The sequence below is a fragment of the Bradyrhizobium sp. FW305-F6 genome (genome assembly GCF_058782905.1).
Window position 1 is genome coordinate 206869 of record NZ_JBYSYD010000003.1, and the last position, 25997, is coordinate 232865.

32 protein-coding genes and 1 tRNA gene are annotated in these 25997 nt (G+C 64.4%); 11 read left to right on the forward strand and 22 right to left on the reverse strand.

The annotated features are described in order from the left end of the window. Positions 1–28 precede the first annotated feature (28 nt). The 4 genes from AC3WLX_RS21335 to AC3WLX_RS21350 all read right to left on the reverse strand — a co-directional run bounded on the left by AC3WLX_RS21335 (position 29) and on the right by AC3WLX_RS21350 (position 2400). On the reverse strand, positions 29–1279 hold the full coding sequence (locus AC3WLX_RS21335) for a multidrug effflux MFS transporter (RefSeq protein ID WP_492337471.1): 1251 nt from the start codon (positions 1277–1279) through the stop codon (positions 29–31). 191 nt (positions 1280–1470) lie between these two features. Beyond that, positions 1471–2055, reverse strand: a complete 585-nt coding sequence (locus tag AC3WLX_RS21340) for a Fic/DOC family protein (protein ID WP_492337472.1) — start codon at positions 2053–2055, stop codon at positions 1471–1473. Positions 2056–2061: 6 nt separating this feature from the next. Continuing rightward, a complete protein-coding gene (locus AC3WLX_RS21345; protein ID WP_291621510.1) occupies positions 2062–2262 on the reverse strand; it encodes a hypothetical protein in 201 nt (66 codons plus the stop codon). 49 nt (positions 2263–2311) lie between these two features. After that, positions 2312–2400, reverse strand: a tRNA-Leu gene (locus AC3WLX_RS21350). A gap of 174 nt (positions 2401–2574) precedes the next feature. On the opposite strand from AC3WLX_RS21350, the gene AC3WLX_RS21355 reads away from it, so the two are divergent. Continuing rightward, a complete protein-coding gene (locus AC3WLX_RS21355; RefSeq protein WP_291621508.1) occupies positions 2575–2997 on the forward strand; it encodes a twin-arginine translocation pathway signal in 423 nt (140 codons plus the stop codon). A 25-nt stretch (positions 2998–3022) separates the two neighbouring features. Here the strand turns inward: AC3WLX_RS21355 and AC3WLX_RS21360 are convergent, their stop codons facing one another. Both AC3WLX_RS21360 and AC3WLX_RS21365 read right to left on the reverse strand, forming a co-directional pair. Further along, positions 3023–4225, reverse strand: a complete 1203-nt coding sequence (locus AC3WLX_RS21360; protein WP_492337473.1) for an FAD-dependent monooxygenase — start codon at positions 4223–4225, stop codon at positions 3023–3025. A gap of 19 nt (positions 4226–4244) precedes the next feature. Then, entirely contained in the window at positions 4245–4490 is a 246-nt protein-coding gene (locus tag AC3WLX_RS21365) for a zinc-finger domain-containing protein (protein ID WP_291631158.1), read from the reverse strand. Positions 4491–4797: 307 nt separating this feature from the next. Between AC3WLX_RS21365 and AC3WLX_RS21370 the strand changes: the two genes are divergently transcribed. Further along, the gene (locus tag AC3WLX_RS21370) at positions 4798–5934 is read left to right on the forward strand and encodes a hypothetical protein (protein ID WP_492337474.1); all 1137 of its coding nucleotides are present in this window, start codon (positions 4798–4800) and stop codon (positions 5932–5934) included. Between the two features lie 118 nt (positions 5935–6052). After that, positions 6053–6808, forward strand: a complete 756-nt coding sequence (locus AC3WLX_RS21375; RefSeq protein ID WP_291631162.1) for an alpha/beta fold hydrolase — start codon at positions 6053–6055, stop codon at positions 6806–6808. Between the two features lie 237 nt (positions 6809–7045). Here AC3WLX_RS21375 and AC3WLX_RS21380 read toward each other — a convergent pair whose 3' ends face one another. Genes AC3WLX_RS21380 through AC3WLX_RS21395 form a run of 4 tightly spaced genes read right to left on the reverse strand, consistent with a single transcriptional unit; the run spans position 7046 to position 9543 of the window. Further along, entirely contained in the window at positions 7046–7279 is a 234-nt protein-coding gene (locus AC3WLX_RS21380; RefSeq protein ID WP_492337475.1) for a hypothetical protein, read from the reverse strand. Further along, positions 7279–8106: an ABC transporter substrate-binding protein gene (locus AC3WLX_RS21385; protein WP_492337476.1), complete on the reverse strand. Its 828-nt coding sequence runs from the start codon at positions 8104–8106 to the stop codon at positions 7279–7281. Before AC3WLX_RS21385 ends, AC3WLX_RS21380 begins: the two co-directional genes overlap by 1 nt. Positions 8107–8125: 19 nt before the next feature. After that, positions 8126–8848, reverse strand: coding sequence for an ATP-binding cassette domain-containing protein (locus tag AC3WLX_RS21390; RefSeq protein ID WP_291624165.1), 723 nt, complete (start codon positions 8846–8848; stop codon positions 8126–8128). A gap of 2 nt (positions 8849–8850) precedes the next feature. Beyond that, on the reverse strand, positions 8851–9543 hold the full coding sequence (locus AC3WLX_RS21395) for an ABC transporter permease (protein ID WP_492337477.1): 693 nt from the start codon (positions 9541–9543) through the stop codon (positions 8851–8853). Positions 9544–9615: 72 nt separating this feature from the next. On the opposite strand from AC3WLX_RS21395, the gene AC3WLX_RS21400 reads away from it, so the two are divergent. After that, positions 9616–10500, forward strand: a complete 885-nt coding sequence (locus AC3WLX_RS21400) for a substrate-binding domain-containing protein (RefSeq protein WP_492337478.1) — start codon at positions 9616–9618, stop codon at positions 10498–10500. A gap of 66 nt (positions 10501–10566) precedes the next feature. On the opposite strand, the gene AC3WLX_RS21405 is transcribed toward AC3WLX_RS21400, so the two are convergent. After that, complete coding sequence (locus tag AC3WLX_RS21405; protein ID WP_291624158.1) at positions 10567–11493, reverse strand: LysR family transcriptional regulator; 927 nt, start codon at positions 11491–11493, stop codon at positions 10567–10569. A gap of 64 nt (positions 11494–11557) precedes the next feature. Between AC3WLX_RS21405 and AC3WLX_RS21410 the strand changes: the two genes are divergently transcribed. After that, positions 11558–12013, forward strand: a complete 456-nt coding sequence (locus AC3WLX_RS21410) for a hypothetical protein (protein WP_291624156.1) — start codon at positions 11558–11560, stop codon at positions 12011–12013. A gap of 299 nt (positions 12014–12312) precedes the next feature. Here AC3WLX_RS21410 and AC3WLX_RS21415 read toward each other — a convergent pair whose 3' ends face one another. Then, on the reverse strand, positions 12313–12507 hold the full coding sequence (locus tag AC3WLX_RS21415) for a hypothetical protein (protein ID WP_291624154.1): 195 nt from the start codon (positions 12505–12507) through the stop codon (positions 12313–12315). A gap of 250 nt (positions 12508–12757) precedes the next feature. Further along, positions 12758–13075 carry a hypothetical protein gene (locus AC3WLX_RS21420; RefSeq protein WP_492337479.1) on the reverse strand — a complete coding sequence of 106 codons (318 nt, stop codon included), beginning with the start codon at positions 13073–13075 and terminating at the stop codon, positions 12758–12760. Positions 13076–13281: 206 nt separating this feature from the next. Here AC3WLX_RS21420 and AC3WLX_RS21425 point away from each other — a divergent pair, with 206 nt between their 5' ends. Next, positions 13282–13974, forward strand: a complete 693-nt coding sequence (locus AC3WLX_RS21425) for a Crp/Fnr family transcriptional regulator (protein ID WP_492337480.1) — start codon at positions 13282–13284, stop codon at positions 13972–13974. Positions 13975–14245: 271 nt separating this feature from the next. On the opposite strand, the gene AC3WLX_RS21430 is transcribed toward AC3WLX_RS21425, so the two are convergent. Then, positions 14246–15601, reverse strand: a complete 1356-nt coding sequence (locus tag AC3WLX_RS21430; RefSeq protein WP_492337481.1) for a hypothetical protein — start codon at positions 15599–15601, stop codon at positions 14246–14248. Positions 15602–15889: 288 nt separating this feature from the next. Between AC3WLX_RS21430 and cysE the strand changes: the two genes are divergently transcribed. Together cysE and AC3WLX_RS21440 are read left to right on the forward strand one after the other, a co-directional pair. Then, positions 15890–16714 carry a serine O-acetyltransferase gene (cysE, locus tag AC3WLX_RS21435; protein WP_291624148.1) on the forward strand — a complete coding sequence of 275 codons (825 nt, stop codon included), beginning with the start codon at positions 15890–15892 and terminating at the stop codon, positions 16712–16714. Positions 16715–16843: 129 nt separating this feature from the next. Then, on the forward strand, positions 16844–17062 hold the full coding sequence (locus tag AC3WLX_RS21440; protein ID WP_007602550.1) for a DUF3126 family protein: 219 nt from the start codon (positions 16844–16846) through the stop codon (positions 17060–17062). A 380-nt stretch (positions 17063–17442) separates the two neighbouring features. On the opposite strand, the gene AC3WLX_RS21445 is transcribed toward AC3WLX_RS21440, so the two are convergent. After that, positions 17443–18150 carry a hypothetical protein gene (locus AC3WLX_RS21445; protein ID WP_492337482.1) on the reverse strand — a complete coding sequence of 236 codons (708 nt, stop codon included), beginning with the start codon at positions 18148–18150 and terminating at the stop codon, positions 17443–17445. Positions 18151–18374: 224 nt separating this feature from the next. Between AC3WLX_RS21445 and AC3WLX_RS21450 the strand changes: the two genes are divergently transcribed. Continuing rightward, entirely contained in the window at positions 18375–18704 is a 330-nt protein-coding gene (locus AC3WLX_RS21450; RefSeq protein ID WP_492337483.1) for a DUF6949 family protein, read from the forward strand. Positions 18705–18787: 83 nt separating this feature from the next. Beyond that, positions 18788–19318, forward strand: coding sequence for a gamma carbonic anhydrase family protein (locus AC3WLX_RS21455; RefSeq protein WP_492337484.1), 531 nt, complete (start codon positions 18788–18790; stop codon positions 19316–19318). Here the strand turns inward: AC3WLX_RS21455 and AC3WLX_RS21460 are convergent. Beyond that, positions 19315–19479, reverse strand: a complete 165-nt coding sequence (locus tag AC3WLX_RS21460; RefSeq protein ID WP_492337485.1) for a hypothetical protein — start codon at positions 19477–19479, stop codon at positions 19315–19317. The genes AC3WLX_RS21455 and AC3WLX_RS21460 overlap by 4 nt on opposite strands. A 192-nt stretch (positions 19480–19671) precedes the next feature. Here AC3WLX_RS21460 and AC3WLX_RS21465 point away from each other — a divergent pair, with 192 nt between their 5' ends. After that, entirely contained in the window at positions 19672–20058 is a 387-nt protein-coding gene (locus AC3WLX_RS21465) for a hypothetical protein (RefSeq protein WP_492337486.1), read from the forward strand. A 181-nt stretch (positions 20059–20239) separates the two neighbouring features. On the opposite strand, the gene AC3WLX_RS21470 is transcribed toward AC3WLX_RS21465, so the two are convergent. From AC3WLX_RS21470 to AC3WLX_RS21495, 6 genes are all read right to left on the reverse strand, one after another. Next, positions 20240–20734 (reverse strand): hypothetical protein, encoded by a 495-nt coding sequence (locus tag AC3WLX_RS21470; RefSeq protein ID WP_291624082.1) that lies wholly within the window; start codon positions 20732–20734, stop codon positions 20240–20242. A gap of 180 nt (positions 20735–20914) precedes the next feature. After that, complete coding sequence (locus AC3WLX_RS21475; protein ID WP_492337487.1) at positions 20915–21646, reverse strand: aspartate/glutamate racemase family protein; 732 nt, start codon at positions 21644–21646, stop codon at positions 20915–20917. A 34-nt stretch (positions 21647–21680) separates the two neighbouring features. Beyond that, positions 21681–22559 carry an ABC transporter permease gene (locus AC3WLX_RS21480; RefSeq protein WP_492337488.1) on the reverse strand — a complete coding sequence of 293 codons (879 nt, stop codon included), beginning with the start codon at positions 22557–22559 and terminating at the stop codon, positions 21681–21683. A 3-nt stretch (positions 22560–22562) separates the two neighbouring features. After that, positions 22563–23516, reverse strand: coding sequence for an ABC transporter permease (locus AC3WLX_RS21485; protein ID WP_492337489.1), 954 nt, complete (start codon positions 23514–23516; stop codon positions 22563–22565). 11 nt (positions 23517–23527) lie between these two features. Next, positions 23528–24817 carry an ABC transporter substrate-binding protein gene (locus tag AC3WLX_RS21490; RefSeq protein ID WP_492337490.1) on the reverse strand — a complete coding sequence of 430 codons (1290 nt, stop codon included), beginning with the start codon at positions 24815–24817 and terminating at the stop codon, positions 23528–23530. 44 nt (positions 24818–24861) lie between these two features. After that, on the reverse strand, positions 24862–25848 hold the full coding sequence (locus AC3WLX_RS21495) for an ABC transporter ATP-binding protein (protein ID WP_492337491.1): 987 nt from the start codon (positions 25846–25848) through the stop codon (positions 24862–24864). Positions 25849–25997: the final 149 nt, after the last annotated feature.

A 25997-nucleotide genomic window follows, 5' to 3' on the forward strand; every position in this document is an offset into this window, starting at 1 on the left:
AGCGGCCCATGCACGAGCTTGAATCGGGCTAGTTGATCGGGCGATGATGCGGCCTGAACAGCCGCCCTTTCTCCACGACCAGCACGATCGCGAGCGCGGCGAGCGTCGACAGAAAGAAGCCGACCGAGAAGGGCATCAGCGTGCCGTCGAAGCTCTGCCCGATCGCCATGCCGACCGCGATCCCGATCAGCGTCGTGATAGACCCGTAGAGCGAGGAGGCGGTCCCGGCGATGTGGCCTTGCGGCTCCATCGCGAGCGCGGTGAAATTGGCGACCATCATGCCGAACGAGAACATCATCAGCGCGGAGAGCAGCATGAACAGCGCGAGCGGCAGCACGCCGAGGCTTTCCGTCAGCAGCATGACGCCGGCGACCGCGGCATAGAGCGCCAGCGCCCCGTGCGAGATCACGCGCATGCCGAGCCGCCCGACCAGCCTTGCATTGAGGAAGCCGGCAATGGCGACGCCGGCCGCGATCGCCGCGAAAGCGAGCGGGAAGTATCGGCCGAGATGGTAGATGCCGGTGAAGATCTGCTGGGCGCAGAAGACGTAGGCGAACAGTGCGCCCATCACGCTGCCGGCGGCCGTGGCATAGCCGATGGTCTGGCGATGGGTCACGGTCTGCCGGAACGCCGAGAGCACGTCGGCGGGCGCCAGCGACCTGCGCTTCGACTCGGGAAGCGTCTCCGGCAGCCGCAGCACGCACCATGCGAGCGCGAGCAGGCCGTAGAGCGTCAGCACCACGAAGATGCCGCGCCACGCCGTGACCAGCAGCACCGTCTGCCCGAACGAGGGCGCGACCACGGGCACCGCGATGAAGATCATCATGGCGAGCGACATCACGCTCGCCATGCGGCGTCCGGCATAGCAGTCGCGCACGATCGAGGTCGCGATCACACGCGTCGCCGCGGTGCCGAGCCCTTGCAATGCGCGCGCCAGCAGCAGCGTCTCGAACGATGGCGCTGCGACCGCCAGGACGCTCGCCACGGCATACACCGCCATGCCGCCGAGCAGCACCGGCCGGCGTCCGAAGCGGTCCGACAGCGGCCCCATCACGAACTGGCCGACGCCGAAGCCGATCAGGAAGGTCGACAGCACCAGTTGAAGATGGTTGGCGACGGGGATCTTGAAGGCCGCCCCGATATCCGGCAGCGCCGGCAGCATGATGTCCATCGCGAGCGGATTGAGCGCCATGATGGACGCGATCACGATAACGAATTCCGGAAAACCCATCGGGCGGTGTCCGGCGGACACCCAATCGTCGGCATTGACGTCGGACAAGGAAGCTCACCTCTGCAGTCGAGCGACCTGTTTATCGCCAATGTTGCGCTGCACAACCCATGTTTCGGGATGGCTGGCAGGCGGGGCGGCGGTGGACAAGATTTGGTGAGGGCCGGCTCATGATCTCCGAACGACGAGCCGGAGTCCCGATATCTGGCACGCTCCAATATCCCTGACGAGGCCGCCCGACGCTAGTCGGCCTCGTCCTTGAGGAGGCCATGGATCACTGCGGCAAGAGGCCCTTCGTCGCCGTCGAACGCGGCGATCATCGCATTGAGAACGGCGTTTGGGTCCAGGTCCTGCAGGTCGAGCGGATGCCCGGCGTGATCCGCCAGCAGGAGGAAGAACGACAGCTGCGTGCGTCCGTTGCCCTCCCGGAAGGCGTGTATGACGTTGAGTTCGGAAAGAAAGTGCGCCGCCCTTTGTGCGAACAACTCAGGCTCGAGGCCGCTCAGAAACTTGTCCTTCTTTAGCTGCGCGAACGGCTTGTTCGCTTGGCCTTCGATGTTCTCGGGAAAGCAGAAGGGATTTCCGCCCTTCGAGATGCGGACCGTACGGATTTTTCCGGCCCGCTCGTAGACGTCCTGGAACAGGTGCCCGTGAATCGCCTTGAAGTGCGTGAAATCCAGATCACCGGCGGGCAGTTCCTGGTCGGCTCTGACATCGCTGGCTTCGGCCTCGAACGCATCGAGCTCGTCGCCGTCTGTGAGATCGAGCTTGTTCTTCAGGACCGTCGTGCCGGGATAGCAGTAGCCGTCAGCGACAGCATCATACATGCCGGATTACGCCTTGTGGTAGGCCTTGATGATCACCTTCAGCCGTTCTTCGGGGGTGCGCGCCTTGCTCTTGGCGACCGCGCTGCTGCCCTTCATCTCGGACGAATAGACGATGCCCTCGACAGAACTGATCTTTCTGAAGCGCGCACTGCCGACCACAAAGCCGGATGCCTTGCCCTTCTTGGGGGATGATTTTTTGGGTGCCATGGACTCACTGTACCACAAGTGAAGCTGGCCCGCGCCGTGGGCTCGTTCGTGGTGCGGGCAGCCGGGGTCGAACCGGCACAGCGCTTGCGCACCGAGGGATTTTAAGTCCCTTGCGTCTACCAATTCCGCCATGCCCGCTTGATCCCACGAGATCAAACACTTAAGTCCGTCTCCGGCCGTCTGGAATTGGCGCGTTATGGCGCCGGAGGGACGGTTCTTCCTTAAGCGAGCCGGGCGCACAAGGCAAAGCCTCAATCCCGACATCTGGTCCTGCTTTAGGCATTCTCAATCCACGGGGGCTATTCATCCGGCATGACTGTTTCGAGGTCCTGTTCGCTGCGCGGCTTCGGCGCGCTCTTCGCGCTGCTGGCGGCCGGGCTCGCGCTGTCCGGCTGTGCCGGCATGAGCGAGACGATCGCGCCGGCCTTTGCCGATCCTGCCAAGTACGATTTGTACGACTGCAAGCAGCTGGAGGGTGAGCGCAGGCTGCTCGCCAAGCGCACCGACGAGTTGCAGAAGTTGATGGAGAAGGCCGAAACCGGAGCCGGCGGGGCCGTCGTGGCCGAGCTCGCTTATCGCAACGACTATATCGCGGTGCGCGGGCAGGCCCAATTGGTCGACGAGGCCTGGCGCCGCAACAGGTGCCGCGAGACGCCGCCTGAGCCGGCACAAGCGGCGGCATCGCCCGTGGCGCCCGCCAAGCCCGCAGCGAAATCCGGCAGGGCGGCCCATTGAGGTCTTGCGCCGGCCGCGCTTCGCATCACGGCCGCCAGCCGTAGATCCAGTCCTGCCGCGCCAGCATGCGCTCCGGCCCGAGCGCGCGGATCGCAAGGTCGCGCGCGACCGCGAGCGGCCCGCCGAGATGATAGATGCGGCCCTGCTGCCGCGCGGTCCGCTGCACCCGCCGGACCCGCGCCTGGCGTGCCCGGCCGTATTGCGTCAGCGCCGCCGAGATGTCCGCGGCGCTCTCGGCAGCCTCAGGGCTCAAATGCCGGGCGAGCACGGAGGCATCCTCGATCGCCATGCCGGCGCCTTGCGCGGCGAACGGCAGCATCGCGTGCACGGCGTCGCCGAGCAGCGCCACCGGACCCTTGCTCCAGGGGCAGCCGTCGGGCACGCCGAACAGCGCCCATTTCCGCCAGCTGTCGACCGCGGCGAGCATCGTCCGCGCCGCCGGCGGCCAGCGCCGAGCGGCGAAGACCTCCATGACCTCGAGCGGATCGCCCGGCGTGCTCCAGCCCGGCCGGTTCCAGGTGCCGGGCAGCACTGCGACGACGTTGATCTGGCGTCCGGCCGCGATCGGATAGGCGACCAGATGGGCGTTCGGCCCCATCCAGAGCTGCACCCGGCGCGCGGTGTGATCCTTCGGCAGCTGCGTGGCGTCCAGCGTGCCGCGCCAGGCGATCAGCCCGGAAAAGCGCGGCTGCACGTCGGGGAAAAGATGCTGGCGGACCGCCGACCAGATCCCGTCGGCGCCGATCAGGGTGCTGGCGAGATCGCTGCGGCGGATCGTGCCGCTGCGATGGGCCACCGTCAGCCCCTTGGCATGGGGCGCGACGTCCTCGAAGCTTGCGCCGAGCTTGAGGTCGATGTCGGGATGATCGGCGACGGCACCGGCGAGGGCGGATTGCAGATCGGCACGGTGGATCACCCAGTAGGGGGCGCCGGCGCGCGCGGAAGCGGCTTCACCGAGCGGCATCCGCAGCACTTCGCCGCCGGCCCGCGCGCTCATGATCGAGAGCGCTTCCGGGGTGACCGCGCGCGCCTCGAGACGCTCGGAGAGGCCGAGCTTGACCAGCACGCGGCTGGCATTCGGGGAGAGTTGCAGGCCGGCGCCGACTTCCTCAAGGCGCTCGGCCTTTTCCAGCACGACGATGCGGAAGCCGCGGGCCGCGAGCGCAAGCGCGGCCGTCAGTCCACCGATGCCGGCACCGGCGATGACAATCGTGCGGGAGAGCGCCACCCCTGACCGACGGACGCGGTCAGGCCACCTTGTCCTTCACCACGCATTCCGGCGGGCGGGCTTCGCCCGGCTTCAGGTCGGCCGCGAAGCGGTACAGCGTCGAGCAATAGGGGCAGATGATCTCGTTGTCGTTGCCGAGGTCGAGGAAGACGTGCGGATGATCGAACGGAGGATTGGCGCCCACGCACATGAACTCTTGCGAGCCGATTTCGATGACGGGAACACCGGCATCGTTATGGAAGTGCGGGACGACATGGTCGGACATCGTAACTCATCCTGGAGTGGCAATGGCGGCAGATACAATCATTAACTGACGCGGCATCATGATGGCGCCGCGGACCATACTGGCGGGTGCAGATGATTGCTAGTCCAGCGGAACCGAAAGCCCCGCAATCGCCCCATGCTCATTTGCTCATGCAAATTCGACACAATCTTGCGGCCTGAGAGAAGCCCTTCTTTCGTCGGGGACGTTGTGTCGCAATTTTGGCATACTATCTCTGTGGGCGCGTGCATTCGAGACGAAAGACGAATTGTCGGCGCGAGCGATCCCAGGGGCATCCGGGCTGTTCCACATGAAGTGGCTGCGAATCAGTACGGCGTTGGCGGGCATTGCCGCGTGCAGCTATTTGCTCGCGCAGGTGGCGCCGCACGCCCGTGAGGCCGGCGCGATCCTCGCCGCTCAGGACGATCCGGCCGCGCTGTCCGAACTCAGGCTCGATGGCTTGCTGCGGCAGAACGAGCGTCTGGTTCAGGACAACATCGAGGCCGCGCTCGCGGCCGGAGACGCCGATCTCGCCGACAGCTTCGTCGCGCTCGCGCGTGATCGCAACATCGCGCTGCCGGACGATCTCCTCGCCCGCGTCAGCGATGCGGTCAGGGGCGAGAATTCCACCTCGCATTTTGCCAAGCGGTTCGCCACCGGCCTCGTCACCGGCAATGCCGACGACGTCGCGAGCCTCTCCGGTACGGTCGCAGGCGATCTCTTCGTGTTCGGCGACATCAGGGACGTGGTGCGCGAAGGCAAGAATCTTGCGATGGGCGAGGACGCCGACCGCTTGGTGCTCGGCCTTGCGGCCGCCGGCCTCGCGGTAACGGCGGCGACCTACGTGACGGTCGGCGGTGCCGCGCCGGTGCGCGCCGGGCTGACGCTGGTGAAGGATGCGCGCAAACTCGGACGGCTCGGCGAAGGGCTCGCCGCATGGGCCGGCCGGTCCGCGCGCGAGGTCGTCGACACGCCGATGCTGCGGAACGCGGTGGCGTCGGGCTCGGTGCTGCGGCCCGGCCAGACCGTGAGCGCGATCAAGGCGGCGTTCCGGGCCGAGAAGGCCGGTGCGCTGGTCCGGCTCGGCAAGGACGTCACGCGCGTTGCCGGAAAGACCGGCACGCGCGGGGCGATGGATACGCTACGCATCGCCGAAGGACCCAAGGACGTCGCACGCGCGGTGCGGCTCGCCGAAGCGCAAGGCAGCAAGACGCGCGCGATCATCAAGCTACTCGGCCGCGGTGCGCTGCTGCTGGTCGGCGGCGCGTTCGATCTGGCGATGTGGCTGTTCGGCGCGGTGCTGACCTTGTTCGGTCTTCTCTCCTCCATCAAGGCGACCACCGAGCGCTTGACCCAAGCCTGGTGCGATCGCAAGCGGGCGCGCCGGCTCCGCCGCGCGCAGATCGCAGCCGACGCCGCTTTGGCCAATGCGGCCGCGACGGCCTGAGCGCCTGCGCGCGTCAGGCTATTGTTTGAGCACGATGTTGCCGGAAAACCGCTGCACTCTGTGCCGGATCATGCTCTAAGATCGCGCTGTCCCCCAACAAGACCTCACGGAACTGATGATGCCGAGCTTTCACAACGGCGCCGTTGAAATTGCCTATCTCGACGAAGGCGAGGGCGATCCGATCATCCTGGTGCACGGCTTTGCCTCCAGCAAGAACGTGAACTGGGTCTATCCAACCTGGGTCTCGGAGCTGCGCAAGAACGGCCGCCGCGTGATCGCGCTCGACAATCGTGGCCACGGCGAAAGTGCGAAGCTTTACGAGCCCGCGCAATATTCGATTCCGACTATGGCCGGCGACGTGCTCGCGCTGATGGATCATCTCGCCATCCCGCAGGCCGACATCATGGGCTATTCGATGGGCGGGCGGATGACGGCCTGGCTCTCCCTCAACGAGCCGCAGCGCCTGCGCTCGGCGATCCTCGGCGGCATCGGCATCGGCGGCCTGATCGAGGGCTCTGGTCCCGGCGAGAACGTCGCGAAGGCGCTGGAAGCGCCCTCGCTCGACGACGTCACCGATCCGGTCGGCCGCACCTTCCGCGCGTTTGCCGATCAGACCCGCTCCGACCGCAAAGCGCTCGCCGCATGCCTGCGCGGCACGCGCGATCTCATGACTCGGGAGGAAGCTGCGCGCATCGAGGTGCCGGTGCTGATTGCGGTCGGCACCACCGACGACGTCGCAGGGAGTGCCAGCGCGCTGGGCGCCATCATCCCCGGCTCGGAAGTGCTCGACATTCCAAATCGCGACCACATGCGCGCAGTCGGCGACAAGGTCTACAAGACCGGCGTGCTGGATTTTCTGTCACGCCGGGGATGAGGTGACGAGATCGTTGGCCGGCTAGGAGCAGGATGAGATTGGGTTGAATCAAGCCGCCGCGGGCTCGGTGCACCTCTCCCGCTTGCGGGAGAGGTCGGCGCAACGCGCCGGGTGAGGGTTCTCTCCTCTAGGGGAGTGTCCCGTTGTGGAGAAACCCTCTCCCCAGCCCTCCCCCGCAAGCGGGGGAGGGAGCGCCCCTTCCGTGTCGCGGCAAATGAAACCTAATCTCATCAGGCTCTAATGAATCGGGCTGACCACGATCGAAATGACATCGACCGAGGCGCCGCTGATCTGGAGCACGATCGGATTTGACGCAACGTCGAAGCGGACGGACTTCCTCAAGCCGGTGCAGTCGCTCCGGCCTGTGCTCCCGATCGATCGCGCGTAGCCGCCGTTCTGCACGACATCGACCCAGGCCTCGTCAGGCCGGCGTTTCGATCTGCTCCGCGTCGGATTTTTCGTCCCGCGCATCACGCGCCCGGATCGCTTGCGTTCGGATAGAAGAGTTGCTCGCCGTTGATCTTGTAGCCGGCGATGGCTTTCTGTCCTTCGGACGAAGCCAGCCAGTCGATGAATTGCTGGCCGAGGTCCTGCTTCACGCTGGGGTGTTTCTGCGGGCTGACCAGGATGACGCCGTACTGGTTGAACAGGCGCTTGTCCCCTTCGACGACGATCGCAAGCGGGCCACGGTTCTTGAACGAAAGCCACGTGCCGCGGTCGGCGAGCACATAGGCGTCGGACGCCGAGGCGGTGTTGAGCGCAGCGCCCATTCCCTGCCCGATCTCCTTGTACCAGGCGCCCTTGTCCTTTGCGAGGTCGATGCCGGCGACATTCCAGAGATTGAGCTCCGCTTGATGTGTGCCTGACTTGTCGCCCCGCGAGATGAAGGCGGCGCCCTTGTCCTTGATCGCCTTGAGGGCGGCGACGATATCCTTGGTGCCTTTGACACCGGCGGGATCGCTTGCGGGACCGATCAGGATGAAATCGTTGTACATCACGGGGTGCCGCTTCACGCCCGCCCCTTCGGCCACGAACTTTTCCTCGGCGGGCCTCGCATGGACGAAGACCACATCGGCATCACCGCGGCGGCCGGTATCGAGCGCCTGGCCCGTGCCCTGAGCGACCACCTTCACGGCAATTCCGGTCTTGTCCTTGAACAGCGGCAGGAGGTGGCCGAACAGGCCGGAGTCCTGGGTCGATGTCGTCGAAGCGACCACGATCGACTTGTCCTGCGCAACCGCGGGGGCGCAAAGCAGGGCACAGGCGGCGATCGCAATCAGATAGCGGCGGCTCAACATGTCGATCTCTCCGTCTTGATTAGATGATGAGTTCGCCGGCGACGAACTTCCTCGCCTCGGCGGTTGCGGGCGCATGGAAGAACGACGACGCAGCGGCCGTTTCGATCACGCGGCCCCGGTGAAGCATGACGATGTCCCCCGCAAGCCGCCGGGCCCCGCCGATGTCATGGGTCGACATGACCACCTTGATCCCGCGTTCGCTGACGGCGTGGATCACATCCTCGACGGCCTTGGTTGCAGCCGGATCGAGGCTGGCCGTGGGCTCGTCGAGGAAGAGGACGGCAGGCTCACGAGCGAGCGCGCGTGCAAGGGCGAGCCGCTGCTGTTCGCCCCCGGAGAGGCGGCGGGCAGGGCGTTGGGCAAGCTGTTCGAGCCCGACGAGTCCCAGAACCTCGTCGACGCGACGCTTCCATTCTGCGCGCTTCGTGCCCGCAACGCGCAAGGCGTAACGGATATTGCCGCTCGCGCTCCGCCTCAGCATGACCGGACGCTGGAACACGATGGCACGCCGTTGCGGGGCAACGTCGGTCCGGCCACCCCAGGTGACGCGGCCGCGCGACGGCGACACCAAACCCATTGCGGCGCGCAGCAGCGTCGTCTTTCCGGACCCGTTCGGGCCGACGACCACGGTCGGCGCCCCCGGAGTCAGCGTCAGGTCGATCCCGTCCAGGATGGTCACCGGGCCAACGGAGAAGCTCACGTTCTCGAAGCGGATGGGAAGTTCGCTGGACGGCGCGCGCATGCTCATCCCGCCAATCGTTCGCTCGCGCGCCGTGCGGTCCACGCGAGAATGTTGACGGCGATCACGAGCGTGATCAGCACGATGCCGAGGCCGACGGCCAGAGGCAGATCGCCTTTCGAGGTCTCCAGCGCGATCGCCGTGGTCATGGTGCGTGTGAAGCCCTCGATGTTGCCGCCGACGATCATGATGGCGCCGACCTCGGCCGCGGCCCGGCCGAACCCGGCAAGCAGCGCGGTGATGAGGCTGAAGCGGGCGTCCCAAACCAGCGTTGCCACCCGGCCCAGCGGGCCGACATTCATGGCGGTCAGTTCGTCCCGGTATTCGGTCCAGAGGTCCTCGATCGTTTGCCGCGTCAGCGCGGCGATGATCGGGGCGACCAAGATGGTTTGAGCGACGACCATCGCTGCGGGCGTGAACAACAGCCCCCATGACCCGAGGGGCCCCGACCGCGACAGGACGAGAAAAACGCCCAGCCCGACCACCACGGGCGGAAGCCCCATTAGCGCGTTGAGGATGACGATGACGGCCTGACGCCCGGGGAACCCGGTGAGCGCAAGAAGCGCCCCGAACGGCACACCAATGATGGCGGCAAGAGTCACGGCAGACAGGCTGACGACGAGCGAGAGCCGCACAATGGCAAACAGCGCCGGATCTCCAGCAAGGACGAGATCGAGCGCGGATACGTTCTCGGGCATATGCAATATTGCGCCGATCATCCCGTTATGGTCAAATCCGGAATATTTTCATGAATCTGCAGGAATTTTCTCGTGCGCCAGCTCCTCACGACGGATGAAGCGGCTGAGTACCTCCGGCTCTCCGAGCGCAAGCTCTACGAACTGGTCGCGAAAAATGCCGTCCCCTGCAGCAAGGTGACCGGCAAATGGATATTCCCGCGCACGGCTCTCAACCGATGGGTGGCGTCGGGCCTTTCTCCCACCGCCATGTCGCGCGAGCCTGCTCCACCCATTGTCGGGGGCAGCCACGACCCGCTCCTGGAGTGGGCGCTTCGTGAAAGCGGCTGCGGACTGGCGAGCCTGCCGGAGGGGAGCGAAGCAGGTCTGCGGCGGCTGACTGGTGGCGAGATCATGATGGCCGCAATCCATCTTCACGCCCTCGATGAGGATGGGGAGCAAACGAATATCGCCCGGATCGCCGATGCCCATGACTTCTACGACGCCGTCGTCATAGCCTTTGCCCGGCGAGAGCAAGGCCTGATCGTCCCGCCGGGCAATCCACTGAAGCTCGGGGATCTGGCCTCCGTCGCGAAGTCGGGAGCGCGCATGGCGCAACGTCCGCGCGGCGCCGGCGCCCAGCTCCTCATGATGACGTTGGCGGCCCGCGAGCGCATCGCAATCGGTGAGTTCGATCTGCAACAGCCCGTTTGCGCGACCGGAGACGAAATCGGCCACGCCGTGCGTTCGGGAAAAGCCGATTGTGGAATTGCAACCCGATCCGTTGCGCGCGCGACCGGACTGGACTTCGTGCCGCTGACCTGGGAGCGCTTTGATCTCGTCCTGAGGCAACGCGATTACTTCCTGCCGCAGCCGCAGAAGCTCTTCGGCTTTGTTCGTTCAACTTCTTTCCAGGAGCGGGCAAAGGAATTGGGCGGCTACGACACCACCGATACCGGTCATGTCCGGTTCGTGAACTGAAGCAATCCAATCGATACCCGCAATTCACCCTGCTGAATTTCGGTGCCGGCCGACGCTTCACGCCGCCTAGTCGCTGAACGCGGCGGGAAGCGTGCTGAGAAACGCCATGACGCGCTGTGTGCGCAGGGGCGGGCGGCGGCCCGAGTTGCGCAGCATCCATAGGGGTTCCGCAGGCGCGCGCCAGGGCGCCAGCACTTCGACCAGCCGGCCGGCGCGAAGGTCTTCGCCAAGGAGCCAGGCTGGCCCCCAGCCGATCCCGAATCCGTTCGCGACCAAAGCCAGCGAAGCATGCGCGTCGTCGCAAATGTGCTTGGGCTTGGGCGTGATGCGAACGGGTGCTTTGCCGCGCGGGTCGGCGAAGCGCCAGGTCAGGATCTGACCGGTCGCGGGATTGCGGAAGCCGACATGGTCGTGCGCGGAAAGCTCAACGGGCGTGGCCGGCGCGCCGCGCGCCTTGAGATAGGCGGGCGAGGCGCAGGCGATCCAGGAGAACGTGCAAAGCCGCCGCGCCTGATGGCCGGGCGCGCGGTCGAGGGGGCCTGAGCGGATCGCGACGTCGACGCCTTCCGCCGCGAGATCGAGAATCTCGTTGCGGAATTTGACCTCGATCTCGATTTCCGGCCGTTCCCGCAGGAACGCTGGCAGCCGCGGCAGGATGCAGGCACGCGCGAACGAGGCGGGGGCGGTCACGCGCACCCGTCCGCCATCGTCGCGCGCGACTTCGCCGAGCGCGGATTGGACACGGGCGAGACTTTCAACAAGCGCGCGCCCCGCCGTCATCAGCCTGTCGCCCTCCGCGGTCAGCGCCAGCGAATGGGTCGAGCGGTGCAACAGCCGCAAGCCGTGAGCCTGTTCGAAGCGGGCGACCGCCTTGGACATCGCCGAGGTGGTCGTCCCCGCCCGCCGCGCGGCTTCGGCGAAGGAGCCCGCCTCGACGACGCGGACGAAGGCGAGCAGGCGTGAGAGATCGGGAGGTAAGGCCGTTGTGGACATGGAGTCCACATAGTCATGGCTGGACGGTCACTACAAGGGCGAAGTCCGAACGGCTAGCTAGGGAGTGTCAGCGCGCATTCTGCAGCGCCAAAAACACGGAAGTCCGATGAACCCCATCGAAATCACTCTGCAAGCCCTCGACGCCGCCGAGCGGGCGATCCCGTCCGGCCAGCCGATCTACATGCTCAATCTGCTGCGCTACCGCGCGCAGGCGCGTTACGAGGACGGATTCGACGCCGCGCCCTGCTCAGGCCGCGAAGCCTTCAATGAACGCTACAGGCCGGCATTCCGGCGTCTGGCGGCCGGTAAGCCGCTCGTGCGGGTATTCTCCGTCCCGGTCCTGGCGCCCATCGTCGGCTCGCCAGGCGAACATTGGGACGAAGCCGCGATCAACGAATACGGCGATTTCGCCACCTTCCGCGCGATCGTGGAAACTGAGGAGTACATTCGCGAAGTCGCCCCGCATCGCCACGCGGCGCTCGAGGATTTCCGTCTGCTCGCGCTCGCCAAGGCGATGTGAAGCATTGAGGCGACGGCCTCCGCTTTCGCCTTAAGGGAGCTGCTGACGCTCTTGTAGTTGGAGCATTTGCCTCTCCTGTGAGGGGCGGGACAGTCTTGGAAGACGAGGATAATAAGCCGCCAGTGAGTCGGCCACGCGCCCGAGTTAACTGGACGGCCTGTTCTTGTCCCTTTGAGCCGGGGGCGCGTGAAGCTTGTTCCAGAAGTGGCTTAGGACGGCGTTGATGGCCCTGTCGCTCTTATTTGACCATTTCCTTCGGAAGTCGACCATCCTCTTCACGCCAATGCGCGCTCGACGCATCATGTCGGCGCTCGCAGGCCAGGTGATCGCAGCCACGCGTTGATATGCAAGCCTGTTTCGGCCTGCCGGGCTTTGCGGATTGCATGTTCCCGCTCGATGCCGGGTGGAAGCAGTTTAGCTTTCTCACGGAGGCGCAGAGCCTCTGCAGTAAGGCGCTCTTCAAGGGATGTGGCTTGTTTGATGCGCAACTGCATGGGTTAGCTCCTTTCTAGAGGGAATGGAGGCGGGAGCGCGTGATGGCGTTCTCATCACCGAAGAATTGCCGTGCGGTGATCAGTGCAATCTGTCATGTGCGATGCCAGACATATGGTCAATTCTGATCACCCTCGAAAAGTTAGTGAGAACGAGATTAGGACAGTTCGTCGCCTTCGGGTCATAAGCGGCGGTCGAGGCAAATACGGTTCGACGTCCGGTCTGCCGGCGAGGGCAGACATTATCTCGCGCTCAAGCATTCTTCGGCCTAGGACCAGAACGGGACAGCCTGAGGTCATCGTTAGCGGGTGTCCGTGAGGCGACGCCGAGTCTCATCAGCCATCGTCCGGGGCCGGCGTTCGCTTCCGCAAGCACCTGGTCGCGCAACACCGAGGGCCAAAGCTCGCCGCGCTGGGCTAGCTCGATGACCCTCACGGCGATGGTCTCACGAGCCCGCGCGTCGCCATTGATATGAAGATAGTTGCAGACTTCCTCACAAGCTAGGGACATCGCCTCAATATCGTTGGGCTCGAATGCGCCTGCTGATACGAACGGAAGGATGACACTCATAATTCAACTCCTCTTTAATTGGACGCCTCTTGGTTCGGCATCTTCTACAACGAAGAGTCTGCGTACATCTGGAGCGAGAGTCTGAGCTTTAGTGCTCACTTGGCGGGGAACACGTGCAACTCAACCGCGCCCACACGCGGCAAGAACTTTCTTGATGTTCAATTTGTCCTAGAATGTATGCTAGTGAATAATTAAAGGCGGAAAGTATGGCCAAGGCAATGAAGAAGCGGCCCTTCGACGTCCAGGTGTTCCTCCACACCGTGGCCGGGGGGAGGACCGTTTCGAAGTATCAGAAGAATCGGAAGGTCTTCTCTCAGGGAGACCCCGGTGATGCGGTCTTCTACATACAGGAAGGCAAGGTCAAGGTTTGCGTCGTCTCCGCGCAAGGCAAGGAGGCGGTAGTCGCCCTCCACGGAAATGGAGACTTCTTTGGTGAGAGTTGCCTGAATGGGCATCCGCTGCGGGTGGCGACGGTCGTGACGGTGACAGAGTGCGTCATCATGCGGCTCGAAAAGACGGCTATCATGCGTGCGCTTCGCGACGAGCCGAAGTTTTCTGAGATGTTCATGGCTCACCTGTTGTCTAGGAACGCCCGAGTCGAGGAAGACTTGGTCGACCAGCTGTTCAATTCCAGCGAGAAACGTTTGGCGAGGGTCCTCCTGCTAATGGCGAACTTCGGCAAGGAAAGTAAGCCCGAGCCGGTCATAGCGAAGATAAGCCAGGAGACACTCGCGGAGATGGTCGGGACCACGAGGTCGCGGGTCAGCATGTTTATGAACAAGTTCCGCAAGCTTGGGTTCATCAAATATAACGGATCACTGGAGGTCCATAATTCTCTGCTGAACGTGGTGTTGCACGACAGTCCTCACCTCAGGAAGCGTGCCGAAAAGCAGAAATAGGCTAAACCCGCCGACGTTGTCTCTCTGGCTAGCTGCAGCACCAGCGTGGGGACCATCCGATGCTTCCATCTATAACCGCTTGTGAATCTGGTAGCCCACGATCGCTTCGGGTCACGAGAGCGCCCATAGTCCGCCAAGGGCTGTTATCGGGCTCTGGTGCTTTGCCGACGCGGATAGGCTGTTGAACGCCGAGTCAGTTCTGGGTGCTTCTTTTTGATGATGCGCTCGCTGCTCGGACGAAACCAAGCACGATATTTTCATCCAAATCTGATCACGCTTTGATGTCGTCGCCGAAACGGCGCGTCGCGGCGATCAGCACCACGAACGTCGCAACCCATACCATCCGCGCGCCGTAGCGGTCGTGCGGGCCGGAGATTACGGCGCAGATGAAGGCGTTGCCGAGCAGGGCCAGCGTCACCGTCGCCGCCAGCAATGTGAGATCGTCGAGCCGCCGGTGCGCCAGCGCATGGGCGAGCAGGGCGAGCAGCCCCAGCATCGAGGCCAGCGCCACCGGCACGTGAAGCCAGTTGATCGCGGTGAAGTCGAGCTGCCAATTCTGCTGCCGCGCCGCGCGCATCGGCGCGACTTGCGCGGGGATGTAGCGCTCGATGATGCCGCGGGTGTGCGGGATCCAGCCGTCGGTGCCTTCGCCGGTCGCCACGTGCAGCAATTGCTGTCCCATCGCGCGGAGCGCCGCGCCGGCCTGCCAGGCCGGATAATCCTTCAGCGACTGCACGACGATCGTCCCCATCTCCTCGTTCATGCCTTCGAAGCGGCCGAGCGTGTTGAACATGCTCTTGCCCCACAGGAACTCGTCGGCGCTCGCCGGCAGCTCGTTGCGATAGGGACACAGCTTGTAGCGTTCGCGCGGGCAGCGGTCGTTGAGATAGCGTGCGACGATGCCGTCCTGCATCATGCGGCCGAAGGCGACGCCGTAGCCGCCGGGCGTCCAGGCCAGCTTGCCCGACAGCGCATAATTCGCCGAGACCAGCATCAGCCCGCCCGCGACGATGGTGAGGCTCGCCTGCACCAGTCCGGCGAGCGGCAGGCGCTGCCTAAGGAACGGCCGCGCCATCCAGCCTGCGACGCAAAGACCGAGCAGCACGCCGAGCGTGGCGCTGTGGGTGGCCGCGGCAAAGCCGGTGAAGACGAACAGTGCGATCTTTTCCAGTGCCGAGGTACCGCCTGCGCCGACCACCAGGAGGAACAGCGACAGCACCGACAGCCCTGCGAAAATATCGGTGAGCAGCATGCTGGCGAGCCAAGGCAGGGCGGTCGTCACGATCAGGCAGAGTCCGATCGCGACGAAGCGGTAGGTCTGCGTCAATCCCAGCACGCGAAGCGTGAGCTGCAGCAGCCACAGCGTCGCCAGCGACTGGAGCGCGAGGTTGATCCAGAAACCGAAACTCTCGCCATAGTGCAAATAGAGGCCGAACACGGTGGAGCGGCTGGGGACGAGATAGCCCTCGTACCAGCGCGCGAGATAGCCGCCTGTATCCCATTGCAACAGCGGATAGCCGTTCCAGATCGCCGGCGCGATCATCAGGAGGGGCAGGGCCACCGCCGCCAGCCGCAGCCAAAAAGCGCCCGCGGCGCGCGCGCGCAATTGATCGGTGGTGATGGTCAAATCGGTTCAGCGCCCCTCATTCGGACCTTGCCTGCAATAGCGGCTCGGAGAGAATTCACCAATAGTTTCACACCGCCGGCTTGAATTTGGCGAAACCCTGACCACTTTGAGCCGACCTTGCCGCTCGGGGCGCCAGGAGAAACTGTTGTGTTTCAAGGTCTTGGGATGCCTCCGCGGGGCAAGGTGCTGTTTACTTCCGGGACAGGCCCGTCGGGACTTTGTCACCTGGACTGTGCTATACAGCGAGCAAAAGACGCCACTTCGAGAGAGCATCCCAAGAGAAAAACCATGGCAGTGCATCAGGTCAATCCGGGGGGAAAGCTCGCATCGCTCGATCCGATCTGGGACCGGATCCGGGGCGAAGCGGAGGACATCGTCCGACGCGAGCCCGAGCTTGCGACCTTCATCTATTCGGCGGTGCTGCATCACGGCCGCCTGGAAGATTCGGTGGTCCACCGCGTCGCCGAGCGGCTCGATCATTCCGCACTGTCGGGCGACCTCGTGCGCCAGGCCTTCATGGAGGCGCTGCGCGACGATCCCGATCTCGGCAACGCCTTCCGCGCCGACCTCGTTGCCGTCTACGACCGTGATCCAGCGACCTCGCGCTTCATCGATCCCTTGCTGTACTTCAAGGGCTTTCACGCCATCCAGACCCATCGCCTCGCGCATTGGCTCTATCTGAAGGGCCGCAAGGATTTCTCCTACTACCTTCAGAGCCGATCGTCGGCGGTGTTCCAGACCGACATCAATCCCGCCGCGCGCATCGGCCGCGGCATCTTCCTCGACCACGCTACCGGTTTCGTCTGCGGCGAGACGGCGATCATCGAGGACGACGTCTCGATCCTGCACGGCGTCACGTTAGGGGGCACCGGCAAGGAGAACGAGGACCGTCACCCCAAGATTCGCCACGGCGTGCTGATCGGCGCCGGCGCAAAGATTCTCGGCAACATCGAGATCGGCCATTGCGCGCGCATCGCCGCGGGCTCGGTCGTGGTCAAGCCGGTGCCGCACAACGTCACCGTCGCAGGCGTGCCCGCCAAGATCGTCGGCGAGGCCGGCTGTGCCGAGCCCTCGCGCACCATGGATCAGATGATCAACGCCATGGGGCTCTGAGGGCGCTTTCGTGCTGAAAAGGACCGGATTTGCCGGTCCTTTCCCTCCCCAAATTCTTTGGCAATTCATGCTGGCGGTTCGTCGCGTCTCGTCCTAAAACCCGCCGACCATTTTGATCGGAGACTTGCCGTGGACGTCAAAGAAGTCAGAAAGTTGGATGCGTATCTGAAGCGCGTATTCGGCAATCCCAAGATCCGCGTCGTGCCGCGGCCGAAGAAGGACGATTCCGCCGAAGTCTATATCGGCGAGGAGTTCATCGGCGTGCTGTTCGTCGACGACGAGGACGACGATCGCTCGTTCCAGTTCCAGATGGCGATCCTCGAGGACGATCTGGTCGATCAGGAATAGTTTTCCGACGCCTCTCGTGTCCCGGACGCATTGCAATGCCAACTAGCGTTGCAATGCAGAGCTGGGACCCAGAGAGCTACACGACGCATCGCTGCGACATGGGCCCGGGCTCTGCAGCGTACTGTCGAAGCGACGCTGCGCTGCGTCCGGGACACGCATCGACATCGAGCCGCGCTCTCTTTCCATCGTGCCACTCTACCCCTGTATTGCCCGACGCTTCAAGGCGAATTCGAAAAATTCGAAGAGAGTGGGTGTTGGATCCCGCCTTGGCAGGCGATTTTCGGCGCGGTGATCCGAAATTCTGAAAAGACGAATTGAGCCAAGCACTTGGCTACTGTGCATGGGGTTGTTTTCGGACAACTTGTCTTGAAAGGCTTTGCTCAGCCCCGCGGCCCGCGCAATTGCGCGGTCAGCCTGTCCATCGCCTCCGCCACGTCGCGCCACTGCGACAGCCAGCTGCGGGGAAACCGGAAGGTGAGGTCGGCGCCGCCGACGCGGCGCTCGGAGAGGCACATGCCGGGTGTGGCCCCATCGCGCGTACAGCGCGCGGTCAACGCCGGGCTTGCGGTCGAATAGAGATCCTCGCTGCCGTAGGGCGTTTCGGCGCGGAACGTCCGCATGGTGAGGCCGTCCGCAGGGTTCGCCGCAGCCGGGTCGAGATAGCGCGGATAGATCGTCGCCATTCGCTGCTCGGGCGACAGCGCATTGTGATGGGCCGCGATCGACAGGAAGATGCGGTCGATCGATTGCAGGGCCGCCTCCGCCGTGTCGGCGGTGACGTGCTTGGGCGGGCCGGGCGGCTGCAGCGAGGGATAGAGGAAGTCGAGGTCGATGCGCTCCTGCGGTCCCGAGTGCCGCTGGATTTTCATCCGGATCGCGGTCACCGGCAGGTTGAACAATGTGCCGCCGACGCTCACCGGCAGCCTGTCCGGCGCGTTCGCGCCGCGGCTGCCCCAGGTCGGCCACAACAGGTAGGCGACGAGCGCGATCGCAGCCACCGCAGCCGCGCCGCCGAGCACGATCGGGACGATGTGAGTCCAGGTGCGCGTGCGAGGGGACCTGAGGGAAACTGCCGAAAACACCGTCATGACCAGAGCGCTGGGAAAGCGGGACGTCGCCCAGGGGGCCGACGAATCAGCGCCGAATATGCCACGCGGCGGCGAGTTCGCGCAGCGTTCCCGGCTGCGGGGCTGGGGTAGGGCCCTGCGCGAGGCGGCCGGCAGCGTTAACCTTTCCTTAAGGATAATGTAGCGTTAACCCGCACTCTTTGTCACAGGAACGGGGTGGCGTTGCGTAAGGGCGAACCGTTCCGATGACACCTGAAGCTCTCAATATGTTTTTTGCCATCGGGATTGGCTTCGCGCTCGCCGGCGCGCTCGTGAACGGCTACCAGGCGCTCGCGCGGCGGCCCGCCGGCTTCGGCCTGCTGCAGGAGGGCGTGGCGCCGAAGACCTTCGCGGCGGTTCCGTTCCTGGTGTTCGCCGCGCCCTTCATCATCATGCGCAACACGCTGCGCGGCATCCAGGTGGAGCGGCGCCGGATCGAGTTCGTGATGATGGCCACCGTCATCGCCAGCTTCTGGAGCATGATGAGCGGCACCTTCTTCCTGATGACGTTGCGCGCGGCCGGCATTCCGGTCTGACGACCCGCATTTTTCCGCGCGGCCGGCCCTTTGCGTCCGGCTGTCGTTTCGCTATGGCTGGGTCGACGCGACAGGAGACCTCCATGGCGATCTACGAGCTCGACGGGCAGGCGCCCGACCTTCCCGCCGACGGCAATTACTTCATCGCGGAGACCGCGTCCGTGATCGGCCGGGTGCGCCTGAAGCCGGGAGCGAGCGTCTGGTTCGGCGCGGTGCTGCGCGGCGACAATGAATGGATCGAGATCGGGGAAGGCGCCAACGTGCAGGACGGCTCGACCTGCCACACCGATCTCGGCTTTCCGCTTCACATCGGCAGGGACTGCACCGTCGGCCACAACGTCATCCTGCACGGTTGCACCATCGAGAACGGCGCGCTGATCGGCATGGGCTCGATCGTGATGAACGGCGCCAGGATCGGCCGCAACAGCATCGTCGGCGCCGGCTCCGTCATCACCGAGGGCAAGGAGTTTCCCGAGCGCTCGCTGATCATCGGCTCGCCCGCGCGCGTGATCCGTACGCTCGACGACGCGCAGGTGCAGAAGATGGGCAGCGCGGCCAGGTTCTACGTGGCCAACGGCCCGCGCTTCAGCAAAGGCCTTAAGCGGATCGGCTAGGTGCCTTCGGACTCGCGGGCTTCCATGGCGCCTGCAACCTTCTCATGGCCCGCCGACCACAGCGCGTGGTCATCGCTGCCGTCCGGATAAGGATTTGCTTCAGCCGGAATGTTCTTGCGCGCGGCGCGCTCGCCCTCTGCAAATGGATCGCGATCGGTCATGGTGATGGCCTCCCTCGTCTGGCAAGCCGAGACGAGGAGATTTGTTCCGGAAGCACTCGTCTCGTCGCAGCCAAGCCTCGACATCCGGCCTCGCGCGGAAGTGAGACAACGTGGCTGTCGGGAATTGCCGACTGACGCTAGCTTGGCCCTGCTTTGAAGTGTGGAGCGTCTCCACGCGGGAAGGATCGAGTGATGTTACGCAAGTTGATCATGACGGCGCTGGCCGCGGCGGCGGTCGGGCTGTCGGTGCCGCAAATCGCCGAGGCGCGTGGCTTCGGACATGGTGGAGGCTTTCACGGCGGCGGCTTCCATGGCGGTGGCTTTTATCGCGGAGGCGGCTGGGGACACCGTCATTGGCATGGCGGCGGCTTCTGGCCGGGGGTCGCAATCGGGACAGGTCTCGCCGGCGCCGGCCTGTACGGCGGCTATTACGGATATGGCTACGGTTATCCCTATTACGCCGTCCCCGACGACTATGGCCCCGCCTATAACGATGGTTATGGCGGCTGCTACGTCGCGAGGAAGCGCGTCATGACCCCGTCGGGATGGCGCTACCGCCGGGTCGACGTCTGCGAGTGAGGCGGAATGCCGTTAAAAAACAAGGTCGTTGACGCAGTATACCGTCAACGACCTTGCCAGCCCCGGATATTGAAATCGGCTCACGCCATCCGGTAACGGTGAGCATCGCGCGGAATCATATCGACGAATGTGATCCAGTTCACAAGTGCCTAAAATAAAGTTCCCGTCGCGCTGTCTCGGCTCAGCCGCGCGAGCGCTTGCGTGCACTGGCCTGGACGCGGTGCCGCGCCGGTTTCCTGCGGGTAACCGTCGGCGTTTCGACCTCTGTCGTACGCGCGCTGGCAAAGGATTGCCGCAGACCATCGATGGATTCGTTCAAGGCGGCGACCTGCTCGGACAGGCGCTTGGTGTCGGCCTGTTGTGCGGCCATCAGCCGCTTCATGGTCACGAGCTGGTCCTGCACGACCTGAAGCTGGTCGATCGATTCCTGCTGGGTCGCCTCCAGCCCCTTGGTCTTCTCCACCAGCTGCTCGGAGGCCTGGGCGGTGCGGGCCTGGAGCTGCCGCGATGCCACCACGCGGTCCGCCTCCGGCGCAGCGCCCGTATAGGCCCGCCAGATCGCGATCGAGGTCACTCCCGCGATCAGCAGCAACAGCGCTGCAGCGGTCAGCGCGATCGGCTGGGCGCCAAGGCGAAGGAGAGGATTGGACGGCGCGTTCTGGGCGAGATCGATCATCGCTGACAAGACCCAAATTGAAACTTGGTGAGTGGCGAAGACCGGCAACCCAGAGGCGGCCACCGGGGCGTCCCGAAAGCCTTACGTTTCGGCAAGGAATGGGACCAAAAAGAGGCTGAGGGCCAAAAAACCAGCGATCAACGGGCCTTGCGGGCTCGGAGCGCCGCGTGAAGGGCACGATCAGGGCTGAAACTGCGAAAACGGCCCGGAATAGCTCTTCGCGCGCGGCGCCGCGTAGGGGCCGAGGCGGGACGTCTTCAGCCCCAGCCGCACCAGTGATTCGGCCAGCGTCACCGCCGCGGCGACGCCGTCGACGACCGGCAAACCATGCGTGGCGGCGAGTTCGGCAGCAAGGTCGGCCATGCCGGCGCAACCGAGCACGATGGCCTCGGCGCGGTCGTCGCGGATTGCGGCGGTGATCTCGGCAGAGATTCGAGCGAGAGCGTCACTGTTGCGTTCCTCGAGCGCGAGCACGGGGACCTCGGCGGCGCGGACGCGGACGCAGCGTTCGGCGAGGCCGTATTTCCGCAAATTGTGCTCAATCGGAACGATGGAGACACCGAGCGTGGTGACCACGGCAAAGCGCGCCGCTATCAAGCTCGCCATGTGGAAGCCGGCTTCGCCGATGCCGATCACGGGGGCCTTGGCAGCGGCGCGCGCGGCGTCCAGGCCGGTGTCGTCGAAGCAGGCGATGATGTGCGCGTCTGCGCCGTCGCGGTCGGCCTCGCGGATGCAGCCGAGCATGCCGGGGACGGCGAAGGCCTCGTCGTAGAAGCCCTCGATCGAGACGGGGCCCATCGCAGGCTGCCGCGCGTCGATCACGGTGCCGGGGAGGGCGACGCTGCGCGCCGCAGCGGCGATCTTCGCCGTCATCGACGCCGTGGTGTTGGGATTGACGACGTGAAGCCGCATCGTGGTTGGGCCAGCCCTTTGTGGTGAGCTCTTCTCAGACCATTCCCTTGCCGGCGTCAGAGCCCTTGGCCGCCTGCCGCTTGTTGAGCATGGCGATGGTGCCGAGCGCAAGCGCGATGACCGTGAACGAGACCGCCGAGATCACGGTGCCGAGTGCATAGATGTCGGGGTTCGTCACGGTCGTGGTGAGCCCCTGAAGATCGAGCGGCAATGTATTGACGGCCCCGATCGCCTGGCTGGAGCGCGCGAGCTCGTCCCAGGAGAGGGTGAAGCCGAACAGCCCGATGCCGATCACGGAGGGCAGGATGATCGGCAGCACCACATAACGGAACGTCTGCCACGGCGTGGCGCCGAGATCGCGCGCGGCTTCCTCGAGGCGCGGGTCGAAGCGATTGAAGATCGCAAACATGATCAGCAGGCCGAACGGCAGCGTCCAGGTCAGGTGCGCGCCGAGGCCGGAGGTCAGCAGGCCCATCGAGGTCTCGAAATTCTCGTTCCAATGCGCCTTGATCAGGTCGTCGATGATGCGGAATTCCAGCGAGATGCCGAGCGAGGTGATGATCGAGGGCACGATCAGGCTGGCGATCGCCGAATAGAACAGAATGCTCTGCGCCCAAAACTTGCGCCGGAACGCCATGCCGGCGGCGACCGACAGCACCACGGTGACGATCATCACGATGATGCCGAGCAGCAGCGAGCGGCGGAACGCGGCGCCGAGATCGACGATGCCGGTGCCCTGGAACAGCTTTGCGATCCAGAACGTCGAGACGCCGTTCATCGGGAAGGTGAGGCCGCCCTGCGGCCCCTGGAACGACAGCACGTAGATCGCGATCATCGGCCCGTAGAGGAACAGCACATAGGCCGCGAAGAAGATCGCGAGCACGTAGAAAGAGCGCGGGCGTCCTTCCTTCATGCTCTAGAGCTCTTTCTTGATGTCGACGATGCGCGACATCATCGTGATGATCAGGAAGGTGATGACGAGCAGGATCACGGCATTGGCCGCGGCCGCCGGGAATTGCAGCGCGTTGACCCGCGTCTCGATGATCTTGCCGGCGGCGGCGATCTGCTGGCCCCCCATGACGCCGATGGTGATGAAATCGCCCATCACGATGGTGATGACGAAGATCGAGCCGATCACGATGCCGGGCTTGGACAGCGGAATGATCACGTTGACGAGGGTCTGGAAGCCGCTGGCGCCGGCATCATAGGCGGCCTCGATCAGCGACTTGTCGATGCGCACCATCGAGTTGAAGATCGGGACCACCATGAAGAAGGTGAAGAGGTGAACCAGCGCCAGCACCACCGAGAATTCGGAGAACAGCAGCCATTCGATCGGATGGTTGATCAGGCCCGTCTTCATCAGGCCCGAGTTGACGAGGCCGTTGCGCCCGAGCAGCGGGATCCAGGCGATCATGCGGATCACGTTGGAGGTCCAGAACGGGATCGTGCACAGCAGCGACAATCCCATCTGCCAGGTCTTGGACCTGACGTGGAAGGCGAGGAAGTAGGCGACCCAGAAGCCGATGAAGAGCGTGATGGCCCAGACCATGAAGCAGAGCTTCAGCGTCTTCACATAGGTCCTGCCGATCGTGCACAACTCGGGGAGCTGCGCGAGGCAGCCCTCGAACGTGTCGGTGTAGCCGCGGCCCGAGAAGACCGGCAGCAGCTGGTATTCGTTGTAATCCCAGAACGAGACGATGACGACGAAGACGAGCGGAATGAGGAAGAAGCCGAGAAACACCAGCATCATCGGCCCGGCCTGAAGCCAGGAGATCAAGGACGGCGACAGGCGCATCGGCTTGGCGGCGCGCGCTGTGCCCGACCCCGGGATCAAGCCCGGGGCTGCCTGTTGCAGGACTTCTTCCGACATGTCCGTTACGCCTACGCCGCGATGAACTCATTCCATTTGCGGACCATGTAGTCGTTCTCGTCCATCACCGCGTTCCAGCAGGCGACGCCGCCCATGCGGTCCTCGTAGGAGCCGCCGTCGCGGACCGCGCCGGCCTTCTCCAGCAGCGAACCGTCGGGCGCCTTGATGTCCTTCTCGGCCGGCTTGCCTTCCATCCAATAGGCCCACTCGTACGGCTCCATATGCGCCTTGGCGGTGGAGAGCACGGCGGAGTAATAGCCCTGGCGGTTGAGATAGGCGCCGGCATAGCCTGATAGAAACCAGTTGACGAACTCATAGGCCCATTCGAGCTTGGCACCCGAGACGCCCTTGGAGACGCAGAAGCCCGAGGCCCAGGAGCGATAGCCTTCCTTGAGCGGCTGGAAGGTGCAGGGGATGCCCATCGAGCGCACCTTCGTCACCGCCGGCGACCACATCGACTGGATCACGGTCTCGCCCGACGCCATCAGGTTGACGCTCTCGTTGAAGTCTTTCCAGAAGGCGCGGAACTGGCCGGCCTTCTTGGCTTCGGTCATCACCTTCATGGTGAGATCGATCTCATCCTTGGTCATGTTGCCCTTGTCGGCATATTTGTACTTGCTGGAGGCTTCCACGACCATCGCGGCATCCATGATGCCGATCGAGGGAATGTTGAGGATCGAGGCCTTGCCCTTGAACTCGGGATTGAGCAGCTCGGACCAGGAGCTGATCGGCCGCTTGATCAGGTCGGGGCGGATGCCGAGCGTGTCAGCGTTGTAGACGGTCGGGATCAGCGTCACGAATTCGGTCGCCGACGTCGCGAACTTCTTGGAATCCTTGCCTTCGAGATAGAGCACCTTCCAGGGCGCGGTGCCCTGACCGCCGATCTTCTTGCCGCCGGGCGTCTCCCCCTTGGTGAAGACGGGCGTGATGTTGCCGAATTCCTTGATCTTCCTGGCGTCGAGCGCGAGGATGTTTCCGGACGGCACGATTTTCTTCAACGAGAAATATTCGGTATCGAGCACGTCGAACGAGTTCGGCTGGGTCATCACGCGCTTGGTGACGTCGTCGGTGGTCGCGGTGATGTATTCGATCTTGATGCCGGTGTCCTTCAGGCACTGCTTGGCGATGTCGTCGCCCTCGTTCACGGCGGTGCCGAGATAACGCAGCACCTTCGCATCGGCCGACTTCACATAGGGGAAGCCGGTGATGGCGCCGGAGCCGGCGGCGAGGCCGGCGAGACCCGCGGTGCCCTTCAATAGCGTGCGGCGGCTGACGCCGGTTGTCCTGGTCGTCTCGGTCATTTCGCTCACTCCTCTGTGTTGCGCATTTTCTGTCGTGAAGGGCGCTATTGCAGGCGTTGCGCCTTGGCGGGATCCCATGTGGCGAGCACGCGATCGCCCGCGCGGAAACGGTGGACGTCGAAGGTAATCTCGGGAAGGTGGGAGAACAGGGCGGTGCCGTCGTCGAGCGTTAGCGAGACGGCAATGTAGGAGCCCTGGTACTCGGTCTGGGTCAGCAGCGCCGGCGCGCCGAACGCGCCCTCGGTGAACGGCACGATGCCGAGCTGATCGGCACGCACGGCGATCAGCCTGCCGGCATCGCTGAGAACGTTGTGACCGCCGATGAAGCGCGCCACGAATTCGGTGCGCGGATGATGGAAGATGTCGCGGGCCGTGCCCTGCTGCTCGATCCGGCCCTGGTTCATCACCACGATGTGGTCGGCGAGCGCCATCGCCTCTTCCTGGCCGTGGGTGACCTGGATGAAGCTGATGCCGAGCTCGCGCTGCAGCCGCTTCAACTCGCCCCGCATCTTGACGCGCAGGAACGGATCGAGCGCGGAGAGCGGCTCGTCGAGCAGGAGGATCTGGGGCTCGGTGATCAGCGCGCGGGCGAGCGCCACGCGCTGCTGCTGGCCGCCGGAGAGCTGCGCCGGAAGCCGGCCCGCATATTGGCTCATCGCGACCAGCTCGAGCAATTCGCCGGCGCGCCGGTGCCGCGTCGGCTTGTCAATGCCGCGCATCTTCAATGCGAAGGCGACGTTGTCGAGCACGGTGAGGTGCGGAAACAGCGCGTAGGACTGGAACATCATCGCGGTGCCGCGCTTGGCGGGTTCCAGATCGGTGACGTTCTGCGCGCCGAGGATGATGTCGCCCTCGCTGACCGCCTCGTGCCCGGCGATCATCCGTAAGGTCGAGGTCTTGCCGCAGCCGGAGGGGCCGAGCAGGCAGCAATAGGTGCCGGCCGGGATCTTCAGGTTGACGTTGTCGACCGCCAGCGTGGTGTCGTAGCGCTTGGTGACGGCGACCAGTTCGAGAGCGGCGGGAGTGGCCATGGCGTATCCGAGCAAGGGCGATGCTTCCCGCCTCTCTCCGCAAGCTCCGTGCCAAGCGCCTTCAGCCAACCGATTTCAGAAAACTGTGCAGTGGAGTCAGATCGTTAGGTCACTTCCGGCCGCGTTCGGCTGGCTGGCGCCCGCACTCC